The sequence below is a fragment of the Exiguobacterium sp. s161 genome, from assembly GCF_018619045.1.
Classification (GTDB): domain Bacteria; phylum Bacillota; class Bacilli; order Exiguobacteriales; family Exiguobacteriaceae; genus Exiguobacterium_A; species Exiguobacterium_A indicum.
The window spans coordinates 46,263-69,727 of sequence record NZ_JACSNH010000007.1; the positions used below are offsets into that span (position 1 = coordinate 46,263).

Below are 23,465 nucleotides of genomic sequence, written 5' to 3' on the forward strand. Positions count from 1 at the left end.
TTCTTATTCTCGGTTTTAACCGAAATAAGAATTGCCTATTTTACTTTACTCGTCTTGTTCTGCTGTGACGACAAGACGCTGATCGTATCCTTTTGATTCTGAAAACGTACCTATACATGAAATGAGCGTCAGTTTATTCATGACGGTCGCACCGAAGATTGATCCGACAGGTGCTTCATCGACAGGATAGGACATGACGTTCGTCACCACGTACGATACCTGTTGTCCTGCTTTTCCCGTCACTTCAATCCGTTGCCCTTTTTTCATCTTGGCTAAATCATAAAAAACAGCGGGACCTTCTTGATCATCCAAATGTCCGGCTAGCACGACATTCCCGGTTTGTCCGGCTTTTGCTCCGTACTTGTACCAAGCGACCTGATCGGTCTGTTTCGGAACATCCATCCGTCCTTGTTTATCCTTCCCGACGACTTCGATGTTCGCTTTCACATCGAGCGTCGGAATTGTAATACGCGTTGGTATGAACGCCTCTTCGTCCACCTCTTCGGATGGAGTGGACGAAGAAGACGTCGTTGTTTCGGTTTGTTTTGGTTTTTCTGGCTTTGTAGCATCTGGAGGTGATCCCGATTGACATCCGGCTAATACGAGTAAGAGAAGAAGACTACTCTTAAGCGTTTTGTTTACGACGGACGACATACGCTGTTCCTACTAACAAGGCAGCTGCTGCTGCGACTGCCCATGGTGTAGCAGAAGCCGTATCAGATGAACCACCAAGTCCTGTTTCTGGCATTGATGCCATTTCACCACCGTCTGGGATCAAGAGGACTTCAAATGCTGGTTCGCCTTCAAGTAAGCCGATTGCGAGTGCTGTATAGTTTTTGCCACTGTCGAGTTTGACGCCATCCAGTGCTTTGACGACATCCGTTGCGCCTGCAGGACGGACTTCAAGGTCATACGTACCTGCATCGAGTGTACCGTAGTCAGAGACTTTCGAGAATTCAAGGTTACTGAAGAGTGGGTCTCCACCTTTTGGTGCGACATCAACAGCTGGCGCATCTGGTGCAAAGTGTGCGACACGAACCATTGATTTTCCATCTTCGCCTTTACCGTTGTCTTCCATGACCGCGAGTTTGATATCAGCTAGTTTGCCGATTGCTGCGACCGAATAGAATTTACCAGCTTCTACGTTGAGTGTTTGAGAGAGCACAGGATCTTTCGTAGTTCCTGCAGCGAATACTTCTACTTTATGTTCGCCAGCTGGTAGTGTGAGGTAATCTGTGACATCTTTGAATTTTGCTCCTGATACCGCTTTTTTGCCATCGACCGCGATATCGACTGCCGGAGCATCTGGTGAAGCATGAATGACACGAACCATTGCGTCATCTGCTGCGCCTACTGGTAGCACGAATAGTGCAAACAGTAACGTAGCGGTCACAAACGATAAGAGTTTCTTCATCTTTTTTCCACCTTTCTGATTGTCAAATGTACATCGCTCTCAAACCAATGTTCTTACACTTCAGAACATTTCCTTCGTGGTGACATCTTAAACTTAAGACACTGCCGTAAATGTGTAAAGATTTCAGTGTGCTATGAACTTGTTTTGAAAACACATTGACTTTTTCTTTCTTTTCGAAATAAAATATTTTAAATAACAATAGAAAAGAAGGTTAAAGCCTATGGATTCCTACGATTTAAAAATTATTAATTTTTTGAAAAGGGATGCCCGGATGAAATGGTCAACACTTGCACAACACATCGGCTTATCGGCACCGGCTGTAGCAGAACGCGTTGCACGCTTACAAGAGCAAGGTATCATCCGTCAGTTGACGACGGTGCTAGATCCCACCTCCTTTGACTATCGCCTTGCTGCGTTCGTCGCTGTTTCACTCGAGCGACCGGAACATCGGGCACCGTTTCTAAAACGAGTTCAAGAACTTGAGTATGTACTAGAATGCCATCACGTCGCGGGGGACGATGATTACCTACTTAAAATCCGCTGTCGGGATACAGAACAACTTGATGAAATCATCACTTACCACATCAAAGAATTAGCAGGTATCCTACGGACGAAAACGACAATCATCATGCGGACGGAAAAGGAATCGCTCCATTTTCCGTTACCTGAGGTCGACTGATGTTTACGACTGGTTTTGGAATCGGATTTGCCTTAGCCGCCCCCGTCGGTCCGATCGGCCTCTTATGCATGCAACGAACTCTTCGACATGGAAGAGTTTCTGGCATCGTTTCCGGACTCGGAGCCGCTACGGCAGACTTCACTTACGGGATACTCGCGTTATCTGTTTTTTCACTCGTGCAATCTTTACTCACCCAAGCATCTTGGATGCAATTGATTGGCAGTCTATTTTTGTGTTACATCGGCTGGTCGATGTTTCAAGCTTCTTCGAACGCCTCGATTTCTGATACGGCCACGTCACGGTTAAGTGCCTATCTTTCCGTCTTACTCCTGACGTTTTTAAATCCGATGACGATCACACTGTTCCTGGCGTTGTTTGCACGCTTTGAGTTAACGATGAAGAACGGACAGGATGCGTTTTTGTTTCTAATCGGTATTTTTCTCGGTTCTGCCGCCTGGTGGGTCATTCTAGCGAACATCACGCACCTGCTCAAGCACCAGCTTGCGACACCTACTTTACGTATCATTCAGTGGACGTCTGCCAGTCTAATCATCGGATTCGGTGCGTTCGGGGTCATTCAGTTCTTCTTCTGAGCAAAACAAAAGAGACCGACATCACGTCCGGTCTCTTTTGTTTTTTCATTTAATGAATCCAATCATCATTTCGCGTAATACTTTCGCTGCCGCGATCGCTGTCATGTCGGATTGATCGTACGCTGGGCATACTTCTACCAGATCCGCGCCGATGACATCGACGTCTGCTCGTGCGATCATGTGAACGACTTCAAGTAATTCCTTCGTTGTCACTCCACCGATTTCTTGTGTCCCTGTCCCTGGTGCTGCTGACGGATCAAGAACATCGATGTCGATCGTAACGTAGACCTTTTTACCGGCAAGTGTCGGAAGGACTTGACGAAGCGGCTCGACGATCTCGTATTTGAAGAGGTTGTAGCCTGACGTCTTCGCCCATTCGAACTCTTCTTTCATACCTGAACGAATTCCGAATGAATAGCAGTTCTCTGGTCCGATCAAGTTCGCGATCTTCTTGAGTGGCGTCGAGTGCGACAATGGCTCTCCTTCATATTCGTCTCGTAAGTCCGTATGCGCATCAAAGTGAAGTACGACGAAATCATCATAGTGTTTATCGAACGCTTTGACGACGGGCCATGTGACTAAATGTTCGCCACCCATACCGAGCGGGAACTTGCCTGCTGTCAGTAACGAATCGACGTATTCTTCAATCATATCAAGTGATTTTTGAGCATTCCCGAATGGTAACGGGATATCTCCCGCGTCAAACAATTTTGCGTCAGCGATGTCACCATCTAAGTACGGGCTATATTCTTCTAAACCAAGTGAGACTTCACGGATACGTGCCGGACCGAATCGTGAACCCGGACGGAAACTGACCGTCCAGTCCATCGGCATGCCGTACAAAATTCCTTTTGCATCTTCGTGAGTCGGTTGACTCGCGATAAAGACTTTTCCTGAATATGCTTCATCAAAACGCATGATTCATTCCTCCTGTTCATTTGCCGTTTGCTGATACAAACGTCTGTTTACCTGACAACAGAGCGATTTCGAAGATCGAAACCGCTCTGTTCATGTGTGCTATAGTGACTGAGCTCAGCCGTTCGTCAAATCTTTAACGAATTTCGGAAGTGCGAAAGCTGCCGTGTGAAGCTCAGGCGTGTAATACTTCGTGTCGATCTCGTGGAAACGCTCTGGTGCAACTGCAAGCGGATCGTGTTTCTTTGATCCGATCGTGAACGTCCAAAGACCACTTGGATACGTCGGAACGTTTGCGATGTAGAGCTTCGTGATCGGGAAGATTTCTTTGACGTCGCGTTGAACATCACGGATCAAGTCTGGTGTGAACCATGGGTTATCCGATTGTGCGACGAAAATGCCGTCTTCTTTTAATGCTTTTGAAATACCAGAGTAGAAGCCTTTCGTGAACAAGTTGACCGCTGGACCAACTGGTTCTGTCGAGTCGACCATGATGACATCATACTCGTTTTCTGCTTCTGCGATATGCATGAATCCATCCCCAACGATGACTTCGACGCGTGCATCGTCCAATCCACCTGCAATGTTCGGGAGGTATTTTTTCGAATACTCGATGACTTTTCCGTCGATTTCAACCAAAACAGCTTTTTCGACGGACGGGTGTTTCAAGACTTCACGGATGACTCCGCCATCTCCTCCACCAACGACCAGAACCGATTTTGGATTCGGGTGTGTGAACAATGGGACGTGCGCGACCATCTCGTGGTAAACGAACTCGTCCTTATCTGTCGTCATGACCATTCCGTCAAGTAACAACATCGTACCGAACTCGTCCGTTTCAACCATCTCTAGGCGTTGAAACTCCGTTTGTTCGCTCTCATAAACGTGGTTGACACGGAATGTGATACCGTAATCTTCCGTTTGGTGTTCCGTGAACCATAACTTTAATTTTTGTTCCATTTGCGATAGAACCCCTTTCTTTCATCAAGACAAAAGTTGTTCGTATGCGAGTGGCGTTTACGGCGCTTCTTAATCATACAAATGCGAGTATACCGAATTTCGAAAGAAACTTCTATATAATTCGAAAATTTTTGTCTTCCGTCTTTACTCGATGAACGTCACGATTTCATCAAGCGGACGACGTTGCTTCTCACGTTTTGGTTCGTCTGCCCGGTAACCGAATGCGACCATGACCGGCACCGTGAAAACAGAGCGATCGAGCAGTCCACGATCGACGAGTAATTGCTCGACGGCTTGCTGGTCGAATCCTTCGATTGGGCATGAATCGATTCCGATTTGTGCTGCCGTCGACATCATGTTTCCGAGTGCGATATAGGCTTGTTTTGCTGCCCAGTCTTCCATCGCTTTCGGGTTATCACCAATCGCGAAATCCTCCTCTAAAAACAGACCGTAACGCTTCGTCCGTCCGGCTTTCGCTTCTTCGGATAGACCAAGGAAATCCATCATCTGCGTGACATGCGGACCATCTGCCTGCATTTGTTCTCCGGTACGGGCAAGAAACAAGATGAAGTGACTCGCTGTCGGTAATTGTCCTTGTGCGCCCCAAGAAATTTCTTTTAAGGCTTCTCGGATTTCTGGATTTTGAATGACGAGCATGTTCCATGGCTCATATCCGAACGAGCTCGGTGACAGACGCGCCGTTTCTAAAATGAACCGGAAATCGTCTTCTGGGATCATTTGACCATTAAATGCTTTTGTCGCATGACGAGATTGAAATGCTTCAAGAATCGCTTGTTTTTGTTTTTGTTTTTCCATGGGAAATGCCTCCTTCAAAATGATGACTGCTCTTGTTATATCAAATCTGATTTCAGACCGCCTCTGATTTGCTCATATCAGTCATTACGTTAGTTTTTAAGTAAAACGGGAAATAAGAATATTAACGTCTTTCTTTTCATTATTTAAAAATTATTTTAAACATTTGATGATCCGCTATTTTACACCTTTCCTTTCTGGTAATCCCCTAGTTTCTATGGTTTCATTTCCCAAACAGTTTGCTTTTTCGCACAAATGTTTGTTACGGTAGTCACCTGCGTGATTAGGTTTTGTTATCGGACAAACGGGGAATCATTATTGTCGTTGTTATCATTCGATTCAAAACAACCATGTAAAATTCGAAAGAAGGTGTGGAACACGATGGAAAATAATCGAAAAAGTAAGATCACAAAAGTCTTTATGGTATCTGTCATTTTCTGTGTGCTCTTTACCATATGGGGAATCTTACCGGAATCCCTAATCGGTGCAGCTAGTCTTGGAAATGTCACATCAATAGCACAATCGTTTGTCTCCAACCGTTTGGGTTGGCTTTATCTCCTCGGAATGAGCGCATTTCTCTTAATTGCCATCTTCCTTATTTTTTCCCGCTTCGGTTCAATCCGACTCGGTAAGGATTCAGACCGTCCTGAATACAGTTTGCTTTCCTGGTTCGCCATGCTCTTTAGTGCTGGTATGGGAATCGGTCTTGTTTTCTGGGGTGTCTCAGAACCACTGACACACTTCCATACGCCACCAATCGCAACAAGTGACCCGACAGAAGCCGGTCCTCTTGCGATGCGTTATTCATTCTTCCACTGGGGCTTGCACCCTTGGGCACTATACGCAGTTGTCGCGCTTGCGATTGCTTACTCGACATTCCGTAAAGGGCGTCCCGCTACTATCGGGGATACCGTCGCTTCCCTAATGAAGCCGCGCTATGAAGCAGCTGGTAAAGGAACAGTTGAAGTACTCGCAATCGTTGCAACAGCATTTGGTGTCGCAACATCGCTTGGTCTTGGTGCGCAGCAAATCTCAGGTGGACTCAACTTCCTGACGAGCAGTGTCCCGAACACATTTACGACACAAATCATCATCATCGCTGTCGTTTCGGTACTGTATATGATGAGTGCTGCATCTGGTCTTGACAAAGGGATCGTCCGCCTCAGTAATGCCAATATCGTCTTAGCGACTTTATTGATGATTGGTGTCATGTTCCTCGGACCATTCAGCTTCATCATGGACCTCTTCGTGCAAACGACGGGTGCTTATCTGCAAAACTTACCGGTCATGAGTTTCCGTGCATCTGCCTTCAACCCAGATGAACGCGAGTGGATCAACGGTTGGACGATCTTCTACTGGGCATGGTGGATTTCATGGTCACCATTCGTCGGAACATTCATCGCTCGTGTCTCGAAAGGACGGACGATTCGTGAGTTCGTCATCGGCATCATGCTCGTTCCAACGATTTTTGGTCTCCTTTGGTTCTCAGTCTTCGGTGGTTCAGCGATTTGGAACGAACTGTTCCAAAACGTCGACCTAATCTCGACTGTCAACGATAAAGGGGTTGAAACTGGAATGTTTGCATTGTTCGAGACATTCGGTGGCTTAGGAACGTTCCTCAGTATCGTTGCCGTCTTCTTGATCACGACGTTCTTCATCACTTCAGCTGACTCCGCGACATATGTTCTCGGTATGCTATCGTCTGGTGGTAGTCTGATGCCAAGCTTACGCATTAAGCTCGCTTGGGGTGTCGTCCAGTCATCGATTGCCGCTGTACTCTTATATGCTGGTGGATTAGGTGCGTTACAGGCTGCTGCCATATTAGCCGCTTTCCCATTCATCTTCGTCGTCGGGATGATGGTCGTCGCCCTATTCAAAGATTTGTCGGATGAACCCGACGCACAAAAAGAAACAACTGAATTAAAACAAGACGCTTAAATCGAATTGATTTCCTCCTTCCGTCGCATACGGAAGGAGGTCTTTTTTGTTATCCTGAATTATGATTAGTGGAAGAAATGAGGTGGCTTATGCGTAAACGTACACGCTGGCTGTTATCCCTTGGCGTCCTCGCCTTAGGAAGCTGGTTTTTATATCGTGAAAACAACATCATCGATGTCTCACAGGTGACGGTGGCGTCCAGCCGTTTACCGGAAGCGTTTAACGGATATCGTGTCGTGCAGGTCGCAGATTTACATGGCAAGGCGTTCGGGAATGAACAACAACGATTACTGAAAAAAATCAATCAGGCAGAACCAGACCTCATTGTCATGACTGGTGATTTGATTGACTCGAGACGAAACGGTGAAGAAGCTGCCCTTACACTCATGAAAGCACTCGTCGATCGATACCCGGTCTACTTCGTCACCGGGAATCATGAGGTTCGACTCAATCTAACGATTTTGCCAAAGCTTGAACAACTAGGTGTCACCGTTCTCCGGAATGAATCGCGCGTCATCGAATACCAAGGTCAATCGTTTTCGTTACTCGGTATCGATGACCCGACGACGACACGATGGCGCGAAGGACTGTCGGAACCGGATGGGATTCGTCAAAGTCTCGATCAAGCACTGCAAGACGTGTCACCTGATGCGTTTCAGCTCTTGCTTGCGCATCGTCCGGAATATAAATCCTTGTATGCCGAGCGTTCCGTTGATCTCGTCTTATCCGGTCACGCCCACGGCGGACAGATCCGCCTGCCGTTTACGGAAGGTCTGTATGCCCCTGGTCAAGGATTCTTTCCAGCGGTGACGGCAGGTCGCTATCAGGAACAGCAGACGGAACTGATCGTCAGTCGTGGTCTCGGGAACAGCCTGTTTCCGTTTCGTCTGTTCAATCATCCAGAACTCGTCGTCTTGACGCTGAAACGACCATGAAAAAAGAACGTGTGCCGCGGCACACGTTCTTTTTGTTTAGACTAACGCTTCATGTAAAGCAGCGTCAGCATTTTCCCACATCTCCGGTTTATGTGTCTGCAAGAAATCACGTAACAATTCCTTTGAACGCTCATCCATATGATCGACGACGATCCGTCCTTTAAGGGATTTATCCATCTTATTGACGTGATCAGCGAGAATCTTAAATCCGCGACGTGCTTCCGCATCGACTAACAGATCGCAGGCAGCGACACCACCATAATAGAATCCTTCTGGCTTACGACCGACCGTCACCCAAACGATCCAGTATAATTTACCGTTTGGCGTATCGGCTTTATCCGTCGTGAATTTGACGCGTTTCTCGATGGCTGCTTTCGCGTGCATCGCGCCCATATCGATGTAAGCTTCACCGTCTTCCGGAGAAATGATGACTGGTGACATACTATTTAAACTGAGTGTTCCGACACCAAATCCTCCGTGACCGTCTGTAGAGTTATCTGAAATGATATTGAAGTTAATCTTTTTTTCCATCGTGTTTTGTCCCCTTTTAATCCTGTTGCTTCTATCATACCGTATTCCGAGGTGTCTGCAACCCGTCACTCGTAACGGAGAAGCTGTAATTGTTCCTCTGTCGCTCGGCGAATCGTTGGGAGACGATAACACGTCATGGACGCAATTTCCTCATGTGCCGGGGGATTGACCTCTTCAAGATGAAGCAAAGCGCGGTCAAACAGGGTTTGCGCCGCACGACCGAACAAGAAGAGACGTTCCAGCGAGGAACACCGCGACCGAATCGCACGTAACTGATGCGCGAGTTCTCGTACCTTCGCCTCGACCTCTTCTTCCATGTCAGCTGTCGGTTTTCGATTTTGAAACAACGGTTTGAAACGTACATCGTCTTCAAGCAACGTCAACATCCCGTATCGCTTTGCTTCTTTTTGATTCAGCAGTTGAGCGAGTTCTTTATCCGTTACGAGTCGTCCGAATGGAATGTTCTGTTCAAAAACGATATCTGCGACTTCGAGTCCTTTTGCACCAGACAACGGATAATTCGTATCTTCCGGTAACGCCCGATCAAAAATCAGTAACGTATGAATCTTCTTCCGTATGATTGCGTCCATATGTCTCTCCTTTTCTGCCGTATGTGTATGACTACCTTCGCTTCCGACAAGAATAGCTCCTACCTTATACCCTTCTTTTTCGAAAACGATGTTCGAATTGACGAATCCCCTATCGAATGCGCTATACTGATGGCGTATCGTCATCATGTTAGAGGGGGAAATGAAGTCATGCCATATGTTACGGTTAAAATGTTATCGGGTCGTACAGTCGAACAAAAACGCGCTTTGATTGAAAAAGTCACGGAAGCGGTGTCGGAAACGACGAATGCTCCTAAAGAAAACATCACGGTCTTCATCGAAGAGATGGAAAAAACAGATTACGGTCAAGCTGGCGTCATGTTCGCGGATAAATAAACAACAAGAGACGTCCGGTCGTTACCGTACGTCTCTTTTTCCCATCTACTTGATCTCTAAGGAGGAAAACTTATGACTACTGTTACTGTACTTGGTGCGACCGGTCGAACGGGTCGACCTTTGATTGATCGGTTATTAGAAGACGGCTATGATGTCCAAGCACTCGTGCGTTCCACGTCACCGGACTTACCCGTCCATGACCGACTCCACGTCCTGACAGGAGATGCGACAAACCCGGACAATCTCGAAGAAGTACTCGCAGGAAGCACCGCTGTCTTCAGTTGTCTCGGTACCGATCAACAGCAGGTCCTCTCGACAGCGATTCCGCATCTTGTCACGAAGATGAAGGAAGCAGGCATCGAACGGATCGTCTTCATCGGTACAGCAGGCATTCTCGATGCATCAGAAGAACCTGGGAAGTATCGTTTCCAATCGAGTGAGTCCCGTCGACGCTCGACGATTGCAGCCGAGGATCACTTAAAAGCTTATCTGACCCTAAAGGATGCAGACGTCGACTTCACCGTCATCTGTCCAACACAACTGACCGAAGACAACGCACTTGCTGCTGACGACCTGTTAATCGAGACGACACGTTTCACTGCACCGACAGGTCCGATTCCCCGGGAAAACGTCGCCCAGTTCGCCTTTGAAGTTTATCGTGACGGAACCCATCATCGCGTCCGTGTCGGGATTGCTTCGCATCGATCAACTGAATGAAAAACAAAAAGAGCAACGGATCTGCTGATCCATTGCTCTTTCATATGTGTAACGATTACAGCAAGACGCTGACGACGATTGCCGTCAAGACACTGACGAGTGTTGCGCCGTAGAGTAACTTCAGACCGAAACTAGCTGCAACGCTTCCTTGGCGATCGTTCAATCCTTTAACCGCACCAGCGATGATTCCGATCGACGAGAAGTTCGCAAACGAGATCAAGAAGACCGACACGATTCCAAGTGTGCGTTCCGAGAATTCTTTTGAGTATTCTGGAAGGCTCAACATCGCAACGAATTCGTTCGTAATCAATTTCGTTGCCATGACACTACCGGCACTGACAGCTTCCGCCCATGGAATACCCATGATGAAAGCGAACGGCGCAAAGATGTATCCGAGGATTTCTTGGAACGAGATGTTTAGAACCATCAAGAAGATATCGTTGACCATTCCGATCAAGGCATTGTAACCGATCAACATCGCACCAACGATGATTGCAACTTTGAATCCATCCATGATGTATTCGCCGAGCATTTCGAAGAACGTTTGTTTTTCTTCGACGATTTCAAGAATATCTTCTTCCGGGTCAACCGTGTATGGATTGATGATCGAGACGATCATGAAACCACCGAACAAGTTCAAGACGATTGCTGTAACGACATATTTCGGTTCGACCATCGTCATATATGCACCGACGATTGACATCGAAACCGTCGACATCGCTGACGCACACAATGTGTAGAGACGATTTGCTGGTAATTGACCGATTTGTTTTTTGACTGTGATGAATACTTCTGATTGTCCGATCGCAGCTGAAGCAACCGCGTTGTAAGACTCAAGACGTCCCATACCGTTGATTTTTGATAGGACGAAACCGATACCGCGCATTAAGATTGGTAAAATCTTCGTGAATTGTAGAATCCCGATCAAAGCAGAGATGAAGACGATCGGTAACAAGACATTAATGAAGAATGGTTGTGCGCCTTCGTTCGCTAAACCACCGAAGACGAAATCAATTCCGATTGCCGCATAACTAAGCAGTTTTTCAAAGACTTTCGCGACGCCACGAATGACGATATATCCGAACGATGTATTGAGTAAAATGAACCCAAGTACGAGCTGAAGAACTAGCATGACCGCAAGCGGTTTCAATTTGATGCCTTTACGGTTACTGCTGACAAGGAGTGCCAAGCCGAAAACGATAGCCAGTCCGAGTAGTGCGATAAGATATTTCATGAAGTACCCCTCTATCTATTAGTTGTTTATCAGTTGTACATTCGTACGATGTCTGACGTTTAATCTCTTTCCAAGTAATAGAATAATCAATATTTCGAAGAACTACAAGAGGAAAAGTTCATTTAGTAACCGCTTTCGTTATTTTCATAGACTTTCAAGACAAACTTTTCCAAGCGTTCCCGAACATTGTCCTGACTAAGGTTTTGCCTTCCATATGCTTTCCACCCCGGATAGACGTCAATCGTTTCAGGTTCAAAATCAAAAACAGCCCGAATATCCCACGCGTGATCGTAAGAACGGTTCGTCTGTTTGAGGTAACTTTTTAAAAAATGATCCGCTATCTCAACAGATTCGAGCAAGGCAAGATTCAAACGACAATGCGCAAGGTCGACTTCAATAGGCCCTACACACGCATTAATCCAATCAATCGTATGGCACGTTTCATTCATTTCGTATAACACATTGACCGGATGAAAATCCCGATGAATGAACCGGATCGTTTGACTTTCGTCCGGTTCGACCGCCAGTAGCTGACCCCATCTCTCCGGATGCTGCGTCCACGTCGGAACGTGACGCTCCGTCGCATACGGCTGATAGACATAACGAGATTCTGGTACCGGTAGCGCATGGATTGCAGCAAGCATTTGTGCCAGTCGATTGACATATCGCTCATCCACCTGATCAAGCCGGATCTCTCCCGGTGAACGCGTCATATATAACCACGGCGGGACTTCGTCTCTAACATCGGTTTGATAGTCCAACACATCTGGTGCTAAGTCACCTGCTACTTGTAACGCAAACACTTCATGCAAGACAAGATCCGGCTCCTCATGTAGCCAGTCTTGATTCGTATGGACGCGAAGAATTCCCTCACCGACTCGAAAAACAAGGGAGGATGTCGCGCCTTTTAAGACTTCGACCTCTCCTCCCTCCTGTCCAAGCTGTTGCAAGATTTTCGTAAGGACAGCGGACGATATCATGGTGTCACGCTGCCAATCAATAACTGGTCGATCTGCATCTTCTCATTCGCATGTTCGCGCAAGTCATGCAAAATTTCTTGCGGGAAGAACAGCTTCTCATCCGTCTGGCGTGACGTCGCAATGGCTTGAACGAGTGGTGAGACTTGCGAAATCTCTTTCATCTGCCCATCCTTCATCTGCAACATGATCGGTTGTTTGCTGATTTCCCCGTTGTCTCCATATAAATCGTAAGGAAGACGACTGAGTTTATCTTCAAGCAGGTAATACGTCGGATTCAAGCCGATTGCTTCGAACAACTCACACAACTTATCGTGGACGAGTTCACGTTTTTCAGCCGGATAATCGACATACTTGAACAACTTTCGGTCAACGAATCGCCTCGAGAGATCCGCAAGGATCGAATCCTGCTCGTTCGCCCACTGCTGAAAATAGAAGTAGACGATCGTCTCATCCAGCCCAAGGAAATCACGCAACTCCATCTTCTGATCAAATAGCGGCATCAAATGGATCGGTGCGATGGCAAACGGATATGCGGACAGGTACAACTCCTGCGCCCGCTCGAGGATAGCTTTTAATAGGTAATCACTCGAACGTGTCACCGGATGTAGGTAGACTTGCCAATACATCTGATACCGCCGCATGATGTAGTCTTCGATCGAATGCATTCCGGACTGTTTGACGACCATCTGATTATGGGCTGGACGCAATACCCGAAGCATCCGCTCGAGATCGAATTTTCCGTAGCTGACACCGGCAAAGTGCGCATCGCGCAATAAATAATCCATCCGGTCAACGTCGAGTTGTGAGCTGATCATCGTAACGAGCAGTTGATTCGGGTGCGTCTTGTTGATGATCGATGCCACTTCTTCCGCAAATCCGTCGCCGGCTTGGTCGAGGACTTTCTTGATTTCCGTATCCCCGAGAATGATCCGCTCTGTCCACGTCTCGTGATTAACACCAAAGACGTTCTCGAATGCGTGCGAAAACGGACCGTGTCCGACATCGTGTAAGAGTGCCGCAGCCAGCGTCAACTCCCGGTACTGATCGTCCCAATCGGCGCGACCGTTGAAGACATCGATCAGTTGACGCGTGATTTCATAGACACCGAGCGAATGATGGAACCGTGTGTGCTCTGCTCCATGAAACGTCAAAAAGGATGTTCCGAGTTGTTTGATTCGGCGTAGTCGCTGAAATTCACGTGTACCGATCAGTTGCCAAATCAACTGATCACTGACATAGATATAGCGATGAACCGGATCCTTGAAGACCTTCGTTTCCTTTAATTGTCCTAATGATTGATACATATGTTTCTCTCCTTTAAATCGTGTCTATGTCGTTGTTGTTCGGTTTTGTTTCCAAGGATTCCTGTCTCCCGCGGCGCTTCGCACAGAAACTTTACACACCCTGTGCTATAATGATGTCGCAAATCTACAATAAAGGAACGAGCCTATGGGAATCGAACTCTTAAAACAAGAACATTATCGTATTTTTGATCAAACGTCACTCGGAACTGCTTTCCATGCGACACAATCGTTTGCGATGGACGACACATTATGTGCTTCCGTTGCAACAGAAGGAGCCGCACTCCGCTCTTGGATTCACCACGAAACCGTCGTCCTCGGCATTCAGGATGCCCGACTTCCTTATCTTGCTGACGGTGTAGCCGTCCTGCATGAACATGGTTTCTCGCCCGTCGTCCGTAACTCAGGTGGTCTTGCCGTCGTCCTCGACGCCGGTGTCTTGAATATTTCACTCGTCCTACCGGAACGCGGTGGCATCGATATCGACAGTGGTTACGAAGCGATGCTTGCGCTCGTCCGCCGCATGTTCGCACAAGAAACGGACGCGATCGTCGCTGGTGAAGTCGTCGGATCGTATTGTCCCGGTTCTTATGACTTATCGATTGCGGGTAAAAAATTCGCTGGTATCTCCCAGCGTCGTGTCCGTGGCGGAGTTGCCGTTCAAATCTATCTTTGTGTCAACGGAAGTGGAAGTCAACGCGCCGCTTTAGTCCGTGACTTTTACGAGGCAGCGCTTCAAGGTGAAACGACGAAATTCGTTTATCCGACCGTCGTGCCCGAAACGATGGCGTCACTCGAGGAACTGCTTGGTACTCCATTGACAGTCGAGGAGTGCTTACGTCGTGCATATGAAGCGTTACTTGCGCTCGGCGCTGATTTGACGCCCGCAACTTTGACGGAACTCGAGAACGAGCGTTTCGGCGTCAACTTGAGTCGGATGCTTGATCGAAACGAAAAAGCCCTAGGTTAAGAAAGGAGAGAACGTGATGATCCGATTGATCACAGACAGTGGTGCTGATGCACCAAAAGACATGTTAGATGCTTATGATTTTACGGTCATGCCATTCGGCGTATTGATTGACGAAGACACGTTCTTCGACGGAGAATCGATATCTCCAAAACAACTGTATGATAAGATGCGTGACGGTGCAGCACCGAAGACATTCCAGGTCGAAGTCAGCCGGATGGTCGAGGTGTTCACGCGTCACTTCGAACAAGGGGATCCCTTCCTCTACCTCGCCTTCTCGAGCGAATTATCGGGAACATATCAAACCGCGAAGATGCTCGCGGAAGAACTCGCCGAAAAATATCCGAACGTTCCTTACTTGGTACTCGATACGAAAACCGCTTCGACAGGACAAGGACTATTCGTTCTCGACGTCGCAGAATACGCACAAACGCATTCGTTTGAAGAAACAGTGGCTTATGCTGAAGCCAAGGTGAATACGATTCGTCATCTGTTTACAGTCGAATCACTCGAATATTTGATGCGCGGTGGACGCGTTTCGCGAGCTAGCGCCTTCATTGGTGGTCTTCTATCAATCTTGCCACTGTTGACAGTCGAAGACGGGAAGTTGATTCCAAAAGAAAAAATTCGCGGACAGAAAAAAGTCATGAACCGGATCGTCGAGTGGATGGAAGAAGCACGTCCAGCGATTGACGGACACCGGATCATCATTGGTCACGGGGATTCGATTGAACGGGCAGAACAATTAAAACAATTGATTGAAGCACAGTTTTCACCAAGCGAAGTCATATTGACGATCGCCGGCGCAGCCATCGGTTCACATACCGGACCTGGACTTGTCGTCATTGGGTATGACCTTCCACGTTAAAGGCATTTATTCTTACTTCATTAAACGAGGCTGACTCAAAAAAAGAATGACTCGTCTGTTCACGCCCTTTCCTCAGGCGAGACACAAGCCAGTTTTCCTGCTTCATTCAAGCAGGAAAGCGGGTCTTGTTTGTCTCTGACAGCGCATAAATGCGCTTTTTTCCTGTAGGAGTTGCGTGTGACGCGTCATTCTTTTTATTACGAGATAGGGGTGGCAGATCATCATTCTGCCACCCCTATCTTTGTAGAGACTGACTTTTGAGTCAGCTCCGTTTTTTATGAATTGTATCCGAAGAACAGCAGTGCCATGCTTAATCCAAGCGAGGAGACGATGAACACGATCGCCATCCCACCCATTCCGAAGACTAACAGTTTCGGTAAATCACGTCGCTTCTTAAGAAGGGCAGTCAATAACCCGACGTTGATCAAGAAGACGACGAGGAACGGAAGCAACAGCATCCAACGCTCTTGCAGTAGAAATAAACTATCCATTTCTTTGCTCCCTTCTTTCAGACCCCAAGAATGGTCGGAATAGATTCAGACATAAGAAACGGAATAAGACATAAGCGAACAGAAGTGTCGATACTACTTCGAAACCAACATATCCGACATCACGCCACGTGATTCCTGTCGTCACCCCAGCGAACCAGTACGGGAAGTCGACCGTCAGCAAACTGCACATCAAAGCGAGGACGGCTTCCTGACGTGTTTGTCGATCGTAAAGTGAGTAAGATACCTTCTTCATGTTAAATATATTCGCGATTCCGTCATCCGATGTGTACCCTTTGATGATTCCAATGACGCTACCTAGTACCGCCAGTGCATACCATGGAAGCGGCCAAGCGACATGAAAAAGCAGGAGTGCGAACACAATCAATAAGACGCGGATTGCCATCAGTCTTCTGTTTTCGACGCTGCCACCGCATCATGGGAATTCAAGTTGACCGTCAACGGTTTTGCTGTTCCTTTACCGGAGAAGTTCTCAATCAACTCTTTGACATCTAATCCTGACGACGCCTTCAATGTCTCTTGCAGTGATGCCATCAAATCCGTTGCGTAACCGGTGACACGGTTCGCACCGCCCCCTTCACCACTACCTGTATCAACGACTGTGATTTTATCGATATTGCCGAGTGGTGCCGCAATCTCTTTCGCGTACTCTGGCATCATCCGAATGACCATGTCGAGAATCGCTGCTTGTCCGAATTGCTCGAACGCTTGCGCGATTTTTTCTTTCGCTTCTGCTTCCGCAAGACCCTTCAGACGAATGATCTCTGCTTCTGTTTCCCCTTGTGCCCGCTCCGCATCCGCTTTCGCAAGACCATCTAGACGAATTCGTTCTGCATCCGCTTTTGCCGATGCCTCGATCCGGTATTTCGTTGCATCTGCTTCCGCATATTGCTTCGCACGGTCCGCTTGGGCAGCTTGCTCAATCGAGTAACGATCAGCATCAGCGCGTTTTTTGACTTCCGCGTCGTATTGTTTCTCACGACGGAGGATTTCGCGTTCTTCGAGCTCGATTTGTTTTTGACGCTCGATGATTTTGATTTGCATCTGTTGCTCCGTGACTTCTTGTTGTGCGCGTGCATTCTCAAGATCATACGCTTGGTCGGCTTTCGCCTTCGCGATATCTTGTTCGCGGCGGTAGTCTGCCATCTTCAACTGATTTTCTTTTTCCGCTTCAGCGATTTCAGTTGCACGTTCGAGTTCTGCTTTTTTCGCATCTTTTGAAGCTTCCGCCCGTTTGATGCGTGTCTCTTTTTCCGCGTCTGCCGTTGCGATATCCGCATCCCGGCGAACCTGTGCAATCCGCGGTTTCCCGAGTGATTCTAAGTATCCGTTCTTGTCACGGACGTCTTTGATCGTAAACGAAACGATGACGAGTCCCATCTTCGCCAGGTCTTGAGACGCGACCCGCTGGACTTCTTGTGAGAACTTATCACGGTTCTTATAAATTTCTTCGACGGTCATCGAACCGAGAATCGAACGCAAGTGTCCTTCAAGAACTTCACGCGCTTCGCCTTCTCGCTCCTCCTTTGATTTTCCGAGGAACTGCTCCGCTGCCGTCGCAATCTCAGAAATCGAGCTACCAATCTTGATGATCGCTGTACCGTCAGCCATGACCGGTACACCTTGCTCCGTATAGACTTCAGGTGTCGTGACTTCGAGTTTACTCGACAACAAACTTAGTGGTGTCGCCTGTTGGAAGACAGGTAACACGAATGTTCCGCCACCTCGAATAATTTTTACTCGGTTGCCGGACTCATCGGTATTGACGTTGCGTCCTCCGAGATAACTACCGGATACGATCAACGCTTCTTCTGGACCGACCGTTCGGTACTTCGTAATGAATAAGACGATCAATGCAACGATCAACGCGACCGCGACGATCGATACGATTAATACTGGATTCATAAAAACATCTCCTTTTTCCATTGATGGGGATACGTCACGACAGACGCGACGCCTTGTTTGATCTCGATGACGAGCACCTTCGTGCCTTGTGGTAAAGCAGGTCCTTCAAACAGGACGGCTGACTTCGATACGCGTCCTGAGACGTCATCGAGTAAGATTTCACCATATCCTTCAGTCGGAATCGGCACGATGACGGTTGCACTGCGTCCTTCTAGCATCTGTTCCGAAAATCCAAGCGACTGTTCGGCTTGTGCCATCGGAACGAATAAAAAGATATGCATCAGCGTCGTCACTAATAACGCAATCACACTACTGATGATTAAAATCAATATCGAACGAAGCGGACTGAGCTGTTCGAGTCCGAATCCGATCGCTGACGTGATGATGACAAAAGATAAGATCAACGTGGGATGAAAGATTTGATCGACGCCTGGAATGACGTCTGAGAATAGGATGGACACAAACACACCACAAGCAGCGGCCGCTAACGCATATAAATAAAGTGTACTAACGTCCATCTTCGTTCACCTCGATGTAAGGATGTGAGCCATACAGTTCGTGGTAAGCCCTTAGATAAGCAGTCCGGTTTTCCTCAAACAATAAACGAGCCAATTCTTTGTCTCGTTGATCGATTGCCTCTTCTTGACGGCGTAAGTATTTTTTCTGTGCGGCAAAATGACGTGCTAATCTTGCCTCAATCGACGGTTCTCGTTCACGCTGCAACTCCTGCTTCATCGCTCCACTCCTTTCTGAAGTACTGGCTTTCTTTCTCTTCTACGCTTATTTTTTAGAAAATGTTTCAAAATGAATTCCATTTCTTTTCCTTTCATTAAAAGAAAAAACGCTCGTCCCATACAGAGGACAAACGTTTTTGAATAATTAGCGTTTATGAACGATTTGGTCGACGAACAATCAGACCGTAATAGAGGATGAGCGCCAGGCAATCTAAGGTCATGATGATCAACCCCATCGGAACAGCCGATTGCTCTCCCATGATCCCGACGAGTGGTGACACGAGCGAACCGACGAGCATTGGCAAGAGCCCTAGAAGAGCCGAGGCACTGCCTGCCGTTGCTCCGTAATTTTGCATCGCTAAGGTAAAACCGAGCGTCGAGATCAAACCGACGCTTGAAACGACGAAAAACAGTGGAATCATGACGAAGATCAGCTGATTCGTTAACGTCAAGGCGAGGAACAATAAGATGCTCGCACTCGCAACGATCGTCAAACTGATTCGCATCAGCCGCTCTGAATCGACACGACCCGCAAGGCGACCAGCAATCTGTGCTGCTAAGATGATTCCGATTCCGTTTAAACCGAACAAAAAACTGAACTGTTGCGGCGAAGCGCCATAAATATTTTGTAAGACGAACGGTGAACCGGAGATGTAGGCGAACATCGCGCCCATGACGAATGCTTGCGCGAACGCATAGCCAATGAAGACGCGATCCGTCAACAAACGTCCGAACGTCTTCAACGTCGTCGTCAGGTTTCCTTCAACACGTCTATCAAGCGGAAGTGTTTCCGGTAAACGGAGTGCGACAGCAAGTAACATCATCGTGCTTAAAATCGCAAGCAAGTAGAAGACGAAATGCCAGTCACCGAACCGAAGAATTTGTCCACCGATGACGGGTGCGAGAATTGGTGCTGTTCCGTTGACGAGTGACAAGGCAGCAAAAAACCGCGTCAATTCAGGTCCGTCAAACAAGTCACGAACGATTGCCCGGGAAATGACGATTCCTGACGCTCCAGCTGCCCCTTGGATGAATCGAAGCGCGATCAACACTTCGATCGTCGGTGCCATCGCACAGGCGAGAGAAGCGAGCAGATATGCGAGCAGAGCAACCATCAGCGGTCGTTTACGTCCGCGAACGTCACTCAGCGGACCCACAATCAATTGTCCGAGCGCCATTCCGAGCATACAAGCCGTCAAACTCAATTGAATCAGTGATGCACTCGCATCAAACGAGCGTGACATATCTGGAAAAGCAGGTAGATACATGTCGATCGAGAGCGGTCCGAGCGCAGCAAGCGAACCGAGGATCAAGATCAACGTTAAGCGGCGTGGGGTCATGGTTTCTTTCGTCATGACGTCACGTAATCCAAATCATGCAAGACATAAGCGAGGAAAAAGACGACCGATGGATTTTCATATGTCATCTGAACCTTTTTAAGTTGTGCGCGGTAACCGGTCTCATACTCGACCCCGTTCAACTTCCGTTCCATGTTCATTTTAATCAATGCGTCGAGTTTATCGATCACATCGACCATCTGTCCTTCGTATGTCTCGTCTTTTGCTTCAACGACGAACCGACGGAACGGTGCTCGGATTTCTTTCGGTAGATTATTGATCAACGTCTCTCCTTCTGCCCGTTCGTAAGCTTCGAAGGCTGCTGCTGTGACCGGTGTCGCATGTTTGACAGGTCCAAGAACATCTCCTGTCGTTCCTTCAACAAGATCATGACACAAGAGACGCGAGACGACTTCTTCGATGTCGATCGTGACGCCGTACTTCTCTGATTCAATCAGACCATTGAAGATACCAAGCGAGGCTGCTCGAAACGCATGTGTCGCGTCGTTATCATCAATCGTGTTGAAACGTCCTTTCCAGCGCCGAATCGTATCCATCATCAAGACGTTTTCAATGAAATGAGACATCTCGTCCTCTTCCATGACCGACTGTGTCAAGCGACGGATCGAAACGAGTGGATGTCGTTCCAGAACAGCCTGTAATTCCGCTGCCTTTTGTTCGAAAAAGACGGACTCTGTCATCCGTGCTTCCCTTCGTGCGTACAACATCGCATCGAACGTATCGATGGCTTCGACGATCCGTCCTTCCGGTGATTCATCTTCTGCATGTACGAGGTATGTCGTGAACGCTGGTTGAAGCGACTTTGAGAGTAAGGCAACGAGCTGTTCACTTGCTTGTTGTTCCATTGCCTGAATGTGTGCATGTAACGTTGGTTCTTTTTTTGTCCGGTGTTTAATGGGTCCAGTGATGACTTCATTCATATCATGGAATAGAGCTTTTCCGAGCAATGTCTGGCGGTCGACTGGTGTTTGCCCGTCTGCTTCTTCTAAATAGCTTGCCATCAAACTGAATAAGGCAACACGAAAGCTGTGACTGGCTGCGTTATCCGGAAAACGTGGTGCATATTCATCCCACCGTGGAACGTTTTGCATCCGCGTCAGCATTCGAATGAAATTACCGTTTTGCATGAAATCTCTCCTAACGAAAGACGGACAGAGAGTACCCTGCCCGCCATTGTATTATTTTGCTGATTTGGTTGAACTGCTTCCGCTACGGAACCAACCAATGATTAAAATCAGAGCAAGTACGACCCAGAAGATCGTTTGCCATAGTGTACTCTCTGGAAACTCATGCGGCAAGACGTCGATTGACGGATGCGCGAGTGTCATGACGACCAGTTTTACACCAACCCATGCAACAAGCCAAAAGGCAGCTTCTTCGATGCCTGGTCGCTTTTGGAGCAAGACGACGAACCAGCTCGCGAAGTAACGCATGATGACAAGACCGATGATCCCACTGAAAAAGACGACCCAGAATTGTCCTGTGTTCAGACCACCGATCGTTCCACCAATCATCGGTAGTGTCGTCGCCATCGCGACAGCGGCAAGTGTCGAGTCGACAGCGAACGCTAAGTCAGAGAACTCGACTTTAACGACCGTCCACCAAAAGTTCGGTGAGGCTTTTTGTGAGGCAATCGTGTCCGGTACTTGGTGTTTATTCGATCGTGCCTCGACGATTCCTTTAAACGCGACGTAGAAAAGGTAAATCGCTCCGAGTGCTTGAAGTTCCCAAATCGTCGCTAAATACGAAGCAAAGAAGATTGCCACGAAACGTAAAACGAGTGCTCCGACGAGGCCATAGAAAAGCGCCTTTTTACGTTGGTCGTCTGGTAACGGTCGGACGAGGACCGCCATGACCATCGCATTGTCGGCGGATAGTAATCCTTGCAAAATGATCAGTACGAGCCCGACGGTCGCATACTGTGTAATTAATCCAATATCCATACTAACGAATCCCCTTTATTGTTCAGTCTATTTATTATATGCCGGTCGTCCGGAAAGAAAAAGATACAAGCTCGACTCAAGTACTTAACCTTGTGTTTTATTCCCATTGTTTAAGAAAACCTAACACAAAAAAACGACCCGTCATCGACGGATCGTTTCCATTTCTTATAAGTTTTGATCAACTTTCTTTTCAGCATCTGGATTTGGTTTCGTTTTTGGTGAAGAGAACCAACCCCAAAGAGCAAGACCGACCATGACTGTCCAGAAGAATGCCTGCCACGGTGTACTGTGGGCGAATCCTTCCGGAAGCTTCAAGGATTCAAAGATCGTTCCTTCGATTGATGCGTGGTATTTCGGGTGTTCAAGCGCCAGAACGGCTAGCTTCACACCGACCCAGGCGACGATTGCAAAGGCTGCTGTCTCAAGACCTGGGCGATCTGCGAGTAATTTAACAAAGACACGTGCTGCGAACCGCATCAAGACGACACCCATCAAACCACCTGTTAAGATGACGATGAAGTGACCTGTGTTCAAACCACCGATTTCACCTGATCCCCAGTTTGGAAGGGCAACGGCAAGTGCTACTGCTGCAAGAATCGAATCGACAGCAAACGCTAAGTCTGCGAATTCGATTTTCGCGACTGTCCGCCAGAATTCACCTTTTGAAACTGGCTCCTCCGACTTCGGTTCTTCATCTAGCTCATTTTCAGCCCCATGGTTCTCACCGAGCTTCCTTGCTTTAACGGTCTTATAAATATGCCGTAGTCCCATGATGAGCAAGTACGCCGCTCCAAGTGCTTGGATTTGCCAAATGTCGACGAGGAACGAAATCGCGAACAATGCCGCGAATCGTAAGACGAACGCTCCAGCTAGTCCATAAAAAAGTGCTTTCTTTTGTTGTTCTCCTGGTAAGTGCTTGACCATGACCGCGAGTACGAGTGCATTATCCGCTGAAAGTAATCCTTCAAGCGCGATCAAGACGAGTACGACCCAGGCATACTGTAATAGTAACTGCCAATCCATCTCTGTCATCCCTTTCTTTAATTACCTGTAAAATAAAAAAACTTCAATTATTGACCATGACGAAAAAACAATGATTACACGTTCACCTGAACATATAGTATAGGATAGTATACCCGATTGCAAGTAAGTTATTCCTGTAGCTATAGAATGTGTTGATTTTAAGTCGTGCGAGTTTCGTTTATCGAACGTTCGTGATAAAATTCA

General features: G+C 47.5%; 27 protein-coding genes. 8 read left to right on the forward strand and 19 right to left on the reverse strand.

What is annotated here, in order from left to right:
• Window positions 1-45: 45 nt before the first annotated feature.
• Together KNQ14_RS14635 and KNQ14_RS14640 are read right to left on the reverse strand one after the other, a co-directional pair.
• Window positions 46-654: a class F sortase gene (locus KNQ14_RS14635; RefSeq protein WP_214861539.1), complete on the reverse strand. Its 609-nt coding sequence runs from the start codon at window positions 652-654 to the stop codon at window positions 46-48.
• Entirely contained in the window at window positions 626-1,414 is a 789-nt protein-coding gene (locus KNQ14_RS14640) for a DUF4397 domain-containing protein (protein WP_023466804.1), read from the reverse strand. The genes KNQ14_RS14635 and KNQ14_RS14640 overlap by 29 nt, the downstream gene beginning before the upstream one ends.
• Before the next feature lie 220 nt (window positions 1,415-1,634).
• On the opposite strand from KNQ14_RS14640, the gene KNQ14_RS14645 reads away from it, so the two are divergent.
• Together KNQ14_RS14645 and KNQ14_RS14650 are read left to right on the forward strand one after the other, a co-directional pair.
• Entirely contained in the window at window positions 1,635-2,093 is a 459-nt protein-coding gene (locus KNQ14_RS14645) for an Lrp/AsnC family transcriptional regulator (RefSeq protein ID WP_050677294.1), read from the forward strand.
• Window positions 2,093-2,686: a LysE family translocator gene (locus KNQ14_RS14650; RefSeq protein WP_214861541.1), complete on the forward strand. Its 594-nt coding sequence runs from the start codon at window positions 2,093-2,095 to the stop codon at window positions 2,684-2,686. The genes KNQ14_RS14645 and KNQ14_RS14650 overlap by 1 nt, the downstream gene beginning before the upstream one ends.
• A gap of 45 nt (window positions 2,687-2,731) precedes the next feature.
• Here KNQ14_RS14650 and speB read toward each other — a convergent pair whose 3' ends face one another.
• The 3 genes from speB to KNQ14_RS14665 all read right to left on the reverse strand — a co-directional run bounded on the left by speB (window position 2,732) and on the right by KNQ14_RS14665 (window position 5,377).
• Window positions 2,732-3,604: an agmatinase gene (gene speB, locus KNQ14_RS14655; protein WP_023466800.1), complete on the reverse strand. Its 873-nt coding sequence runs from the start codon at window positions 3,602-3,604 to the stop codon at window positions 2,732-2,734.
• 114 nt (window positions 3,605-3,718) lie between these two features.
• Complete coding sequence (gene speE, locus KNQ14_RS14660) at window positions 3,719-4,561, reverse strand: polyamine aminopropyltransferase (protein WP_023466799.1); 843 nt, start codon at window positions 4,559-4,561, stop codon at window positions 3,719-3,721.
• A 144-nt stretch (window positions 4,562-4,705) separates the two neighbouring features.
• Window positions 4,706-5,377: an NAD(P)H-dependent oxidoreductase gene (locus KNQ14_RS14665; protein ID WP_214861543.1), complete on the reverse strand. Its 672-nt coding sequence runs from the start codon at window positions 5,375-5,377 to the stop codon at window positions 4,706-4,708.
• Window positions 5,378-5,755: 378 nt separating this feature from the next.
• Here KNQ14_RS14665 and KNQ14_RS14670 point away from each other — a divergent pair, with 378 nt between their 5' ends.
• On the forward strand, window positions 5,756-7,312 hold the full coding sequence (locus KNQ14_RS14670) for a BCCT family transporter (RefSeq protein ID WP_064300512.1): 1,557 nt from the start codon (window positions 5,756-5,758) through the stop codon (window positions 7,310-7,312).
• A gap of 89 nt (window positions 7,313-7,401) precedes the next feature.
• Window positions 7,402-8,247, forward strand: a complete 846-nt coding sequence (locus KNQ14_RS14675) for a metallophosphoesterase (RefSeq protein WP_214861544.1) — start codon at window positions 7,402-7,404, stop codon at window positions 8,245-8,247.
• A 36-nt stretch (window positions 8,248-8,283) separates the two neighbouring features.
• Here KNQ14_RS14675 and KNQ14_RS14680 read toward each other — a convergent pair whose 3' ends face one another.
• Together KNQ14_RS14680 and KNQ14_RS14685 are read right to left on the reverse strand one after the other, a co-directional pair.
• On the reverse strand, window positions 8,284-8,778 hold the full coding sequence (locus tag KNQ14_RS14680) for a YwhD family protein (RefSeq protein ID WP_023466794.1): 495 nt from the start codon (window positions 8,776-8,778) through the stop codon (window positions 8,284-8,286).
• 65 nt (window positions 8,779-8,843) lie between these two features.
• Window positions 8,844-9,368, reverse strand: a complete 525-nt coding sequence (locus tag KNQ14_RS14685; protein ID WP_064300510.1) for a hypothetical protein — start codon at window positions 9,366-9,368, stop codon at window positions 8,844-8,846.
• A 168-nt stretch (window positions 9,369-9,536) separates the two neighbouring features.
• Between KNQ14_RS14685 and KNQ14_RS14690 the strand changes: the two genes are divergently transcribed.
• Window positions 9,537-9,722, forward strand: a complete 186-nt coding sequence (locus tag KNQ14_RS14690; RefSeq protein ID WP_023466792.1) for a 2-hydroxymuconate tautomerase — start codon at window positions 9,537-9,539, stop codon at window positions 9,720-9,722.
• Window positions 9,723-9,794: 72 nt separating this feature from the next.
• Entirely contained in the window at window positions 9,795-10,439 is a 645-nt protein-coding gene (locus KNQ14_RS14695) for an NAD(P)-dependent oxidoreductase (protein WP_214861545.1), read from the forward strand.
• A 55-nt stretch (window positions 10,440-10,494) separates the two neighbouring features.
• Here the strand turns inward: KNQ14_RS14695 and KNQ14_RS14700 are convergent, their stop codons facing one another.
• From KNQ14_RS14700 to KNQ14_RS14710, 3 genes are all read right to left on the reverse strand, one after another.
• Window positions 10,495-11,673, reverse strand: coding sequence for a NupC/NupG family nucleoside CNT transporter (locus KNQ14_RS14700; protein WP_214861546.1), 1,179 nt, complete (start codon window positions 11,671-11,673; stop codon window positions 10,495-10,497).
• Between the two features lie 122 nt (window positions 11,674-11,795).
• Entirely contained in the window at window positions 11,796-12,653 is an 858-nt protein-coding gene (locus tag KNQ14_RS14705) for a phosphotransferase family protein (RefSeq protein WP_214861547.1), read from the reverse strand.
• Window positions 12,650-13,957 (reverse strand): HD domain-containing protein, encoded by a 1,308-nt coding sequence (locus KNQ14_RS14710; RefSeq protein WP_214861548.1) that lies wholly within the window; start codon window positions 13,955-13,957, stop codon window positions 12,650-12,652. The genes KNQ14_RS14705 and KNQ14_RS14710 overlap by 4 nt, the downstream gene beginning before the upstream one ends.
• 145 nt (window positions 13,958-14,102) lie before the next feature.
• Here KNQ14_RS14710 and lipL point away from each other — a divergent pair, with 145 nt between their 5' ends.
• Window positions 14,103-14,924, forward strand: a complete 822-nt coding sequence (lipL, locus tag KNQ14_RS14715; RefSeq protein WP_064300506.1) for an octanoyl-[GcvH]:protein N-octanoyltransferase — start codon at window positions 14,103-14,105, stop codon at window positions 14,922-14,924.
• Window positions 14,925-14,940: 16 nt separating this feature from the next.
• Window positions 14,941-15,789, forward strand: a complete 849-nt coding sequence (locus tag KNQ14_RS14720) for a DegV family protein (protein WP_064300505.1) — start codon at window positions 14,941-14,943, stop codon at window positions 15,787-15,789.
• Between the two features lie 275 nt (window positions 15,790-16,064).
• On the opposite strand, the gene KNQ14_RS14725 is transcribed toward KNQ14_RS14720, so the two are convergent.
• From KNQ14_RS14725 to KNQ14_RS14765, 9 genes are all read right to left on the reverse strand, one after another.
• Window positions 16,065-16,280, reverse strand: a complete 216-nt coding sequence (locus tag KNQ14_RS14725) for a hypothetical protein (RefSeq protein ID WP_029343203.1) — start codon at window positions 16,278-16,280, stop codon at window positions 16,065-16,067.
• The gene (locus KNQ14_RS14730) at window positions 16,273-16,683 is read right to left on the reverse strand and encodes a hypothetical protein (protein ID WP_214861550.1); all 411 of its coding nucleotides are present in this window, start codon (window positions 16,681-16,683) and stop codon (window positions 16,273-16,275) included. Before KNQ14_RS14730 ends, KNQ14_RS14725 begins: the two co-directional genes overlap by 8 nt.
• A complete protein-coding gene (locus KNQ14_RS14735; RefSeq protein WP_023466783.1) occupies window positions 16,683-18,203 on the reverse strand; it encodes a flotillin lipid rafts scaffold protein FloT in 1,521 nt (506 codons plus the stop codon). The genes KNQ14_RS14730 and KNQ14_RS14735 overlap by 1 nt, the downstream gene beginning before the upstream one ends.
• On the reverse strand, window positions 18,200-18,721 hold the full coding sequence (locus KNQ14_RS14740) for an NfeD family membrane protein (RefSeq protein WP_064300503.1): 522 nt from the start codon (window positions 18,719-18,721) through the stop codon (window positions 18,200-18,202). The genes KNQ14_RS14735 and KNQ14_RS14740 overlap by 4 nt, the downstream gene beginning before the upstream one ends.
• Window positions 18,711-18,938, reverse strand: coding sequence for a hypothetical protein (locus tag KNQ14_RS14745; RefSeq protein WP_064300502.1), 228 nt, complete (start codon window positions 18,936-18,938; stop codon window positions 18,711-18,713). Before KNQ14_RS14745 ends, KNQ14_RS14740 begins: the two co-directional genes overlap by 11 nt.
• Before the next feature lie 151 nt (window positions 18,939-19,089).
• Window positions 19,090-20,277 carry a multidrug effflux MFS transporter gene (locus tag KNQ14_RS14750; protein WP_251138194.1) on the reverse strand — a complete coding sequence of 396 codons (1,188 nt, stop codon included), beginning with the start codon at window positions 20,275-20,277 and terminating at the stop codon, window positions 19,090-19,092.
• Window positions 20,278-20,288: 11 nt separating this feature from the next.
• The gene (locus KNQ14_RS14755; RefSeq protein WP_214805889.1) at window positions 20,289-21,422 is read right to left on the reverse strand and encodes a YfbR-like 5'-deoxynucleotidase; all 1,134 of its coding nucleotides are present in this window, start codon (window positions 21,420-21,422) and stop codon (window positions 20,289-20,291) included.
• A gap of 51 nt (window positions 21,423-21,473) precedes the next feature.
• Window positions 21,474-22,238 (reverse strand): TerC family protein, encoded by a 765-nt coding sequence (locus KNQ14_RS14760; RefSeq protein ID WP_029343196.1) that lies wholly within the window; start codon window positions 22,236-22,238, stop codon window positions 21,474-21,476.
• A 165-nt stretch (window positions 22,239-22,403) separates the two neighbouring features.
• Entirely contained in the window at window positions 22,404-23,261 is an 858-nt protein-coding gene (locus tag KNQ14_RS14765) for a TerC family protein (protein WP_214861633.1), read from the reverse strand.
• Window positions 23,262-23,465 lie beyond the last annotated feature (204 nt).

Bases quoted from the DNA above. Each gene is read 5' to 3' on its own strand.
- KNQ14_RS14755 (WP_214805889.1), bottom strand. From the start codon at position 21,422: ATGCAAAACGGTAATTTCATTCGAATGCTGACGCGGATGCAAAACGTT.
- KNQ14_RS14675 (WP_214861544.1), top strand. From the start codon at position 7,402: ATGCGTAAACGTACACGCTGGCTGTTATCCCTTGGCGTCCTCGCCTTA.
- speB (WP_023466800.1), bottom strand. From the start codon at position 3,604: ATGCGTTTTGATGAAGCATATTCAGGAAAAGTCTTTATCGCGAGTCAA.
- KNQ14_RS14705 (WP_214861547.1), bottom strand. From the start codon at position 12,653: ATGATATCGTCCGCTGTCCTTACGAAAATCTTGCAACAGCTTGGACAG.
- KNQ14_RS14725 (WP_029343203.1), bottom strand. From the start codon at position 16,280: ATGGATAGTTTATTTCTACTGCAAGAGCGTTGGATGCTGTTGCTTCCG.
- KNQ14_RS14700 (WP_214861546.1), bottom strand. From the start codon at position 11,673: ATGAAATATCTTATCGCACTACTCGGACTGGCTATCGTTTTCGGCTTG.
- KNQ14_RS14650 (WP_214861541.1), top strand. From the start codon at position 2,093: ATGTTTACGACTGGTTTTGGAATCGGATTTGCCTTAGCCGCCCCCGTC.
- KNQ14_RS14680 (WP_023466794.1), bottom strand. From the start codon at position 8,778: ATGGAAAAAAAGATTAACTTCAATATCATTTCAGATAACTCTACAGAC.
- KNQ14_RS14745 (WP_064300502.1), bottom strand. From the start codon at position 18,938: ATGAAGCAGGAGTTGCAGCGTGAACGAGAACCGTCGATTGAGGCAAGA.
- KNQ14_RS14765 (WP_214861633.1), bottom strand. From the start codon at position 23,261: ATGGATTGGCAGTTACTATTACAGTATGCCTGGGTCGTACTCGTCTTG.
- KNQ14_RS14735 (WP_023466783.1), bottom strand. From the start codon at position 18,203: ATGAATCCAGTATTAATCGTATCGATCGTCGCGGTCGCGTTGATCGTT.
- KNQ14_RS14690 (WP_023466792.1), top strand. From the start codon at position 9,537: ATGCCATATGTTACGGTTAAAATGTTATCGGGTCGTACAGTCGAACAA.
- speE (WP_023466799.1), bottom strand. From the start codon at position 4,561: ATGGAACAAAAATTAAAGTTATGGTTCACGGAACACCAAACGGAAGAT.
- KNQ14_RS14740 (WP_064300503.1), bottom strand. From the start codon at position 18,721: ATGGACGTTAGTACACTTTATTTATATGCGTTAGCGGCCGCTGCTTGT.
- KNQ14_RS14760 (WP_029343196.1), bottom strand. From the start codon at position 22,238: ATGGATATTGGATTAATTACACAGTATGCGACCGTCGGGCTCGTACTG.
- lipL (WP_064300506.1), top strand. From the start codon at position 14,103: ATGGGAATCGAACTCTTAAAACAAGAACATTATCGTATTTTTGATCAA.
- KNQ14_RS14665 (WP_214861543.1), bottom strand. From the start codon at position 5,377: ATGGAAAAACAAAAACAAAAACAAGCGATTCTTGAAGCATTTCAATCT.
- KNQ14_RS14635 (WP_214861539.1), bottom strand. From the start codon at position 654: ATGTCGTCCGTCGTAAACAAAACGCTTAAGAGTAGTCTTCTTCTCTTA.
- KNQ14_RS14710 (WP_214861548.1), bottom strand. From the start codon at position 13,957: ATGTATCAATCATTAGGACAATTAAAGGAAACGAAGGTCTTCAAGGAT.
- KNQ14_RS14750 (WP_251138194.1), bottom strand. From the start codon at position 20,277: ATGACCCCACGCCGCTTAACGTTGATCTTGATCCTCGGTTCGCTTGCT.
- KNQ14_RS14640 (WP_023466804.1), bottom strand. From the start codon at position 1,414: ATGAAGAAACTCTTATCGTTTGTGACCGCTACGTTACTGTTTGCACTA.
- KNQ14_RS14685 (WP_064300510.1), bottom strand. From the start codon at position 9,368: ATGGACGCAATCATACGGAAGAAGATTCATACGTTACTGATTTTTGAT.
- KNQ14_RS14645 (WP_050677294.1), top strand. From the start codon at position 1,635: ATGGATTCCTACGATTTAAAAATTATTAATTTTTTGAAAAGGGATGCC.
- KNQ14_RS14720 (WP_064300505.1), top strand. From the start codon at position 14,941: ATGATCCGATTGATCACAGACAGTGGTGCTGATGCACCAAAAGACATG.
- KNQ14_RS14695 (WP_214861545.1), top strand. From the start codon at position 9,795: ATGACTACTGTTACTGTACTTGGTGCGACCGGTCGAACGGGTCGACCT.
- KNQ14_RS14730 (WP_214861550.1), bottom strand. From the start codon at position 16,683: ATGGCAATCCGCGTCTTATTGATTGTGTTCGCACTCCTGCTTTTTCAT.
- KNQ14_RS14670 (WP_064300512.1), top strand. From the start codon at position 5,756: ATGGAAAATAATCGAAAAAGTAAGATCACAAAAGTCTTTATGGTATCT.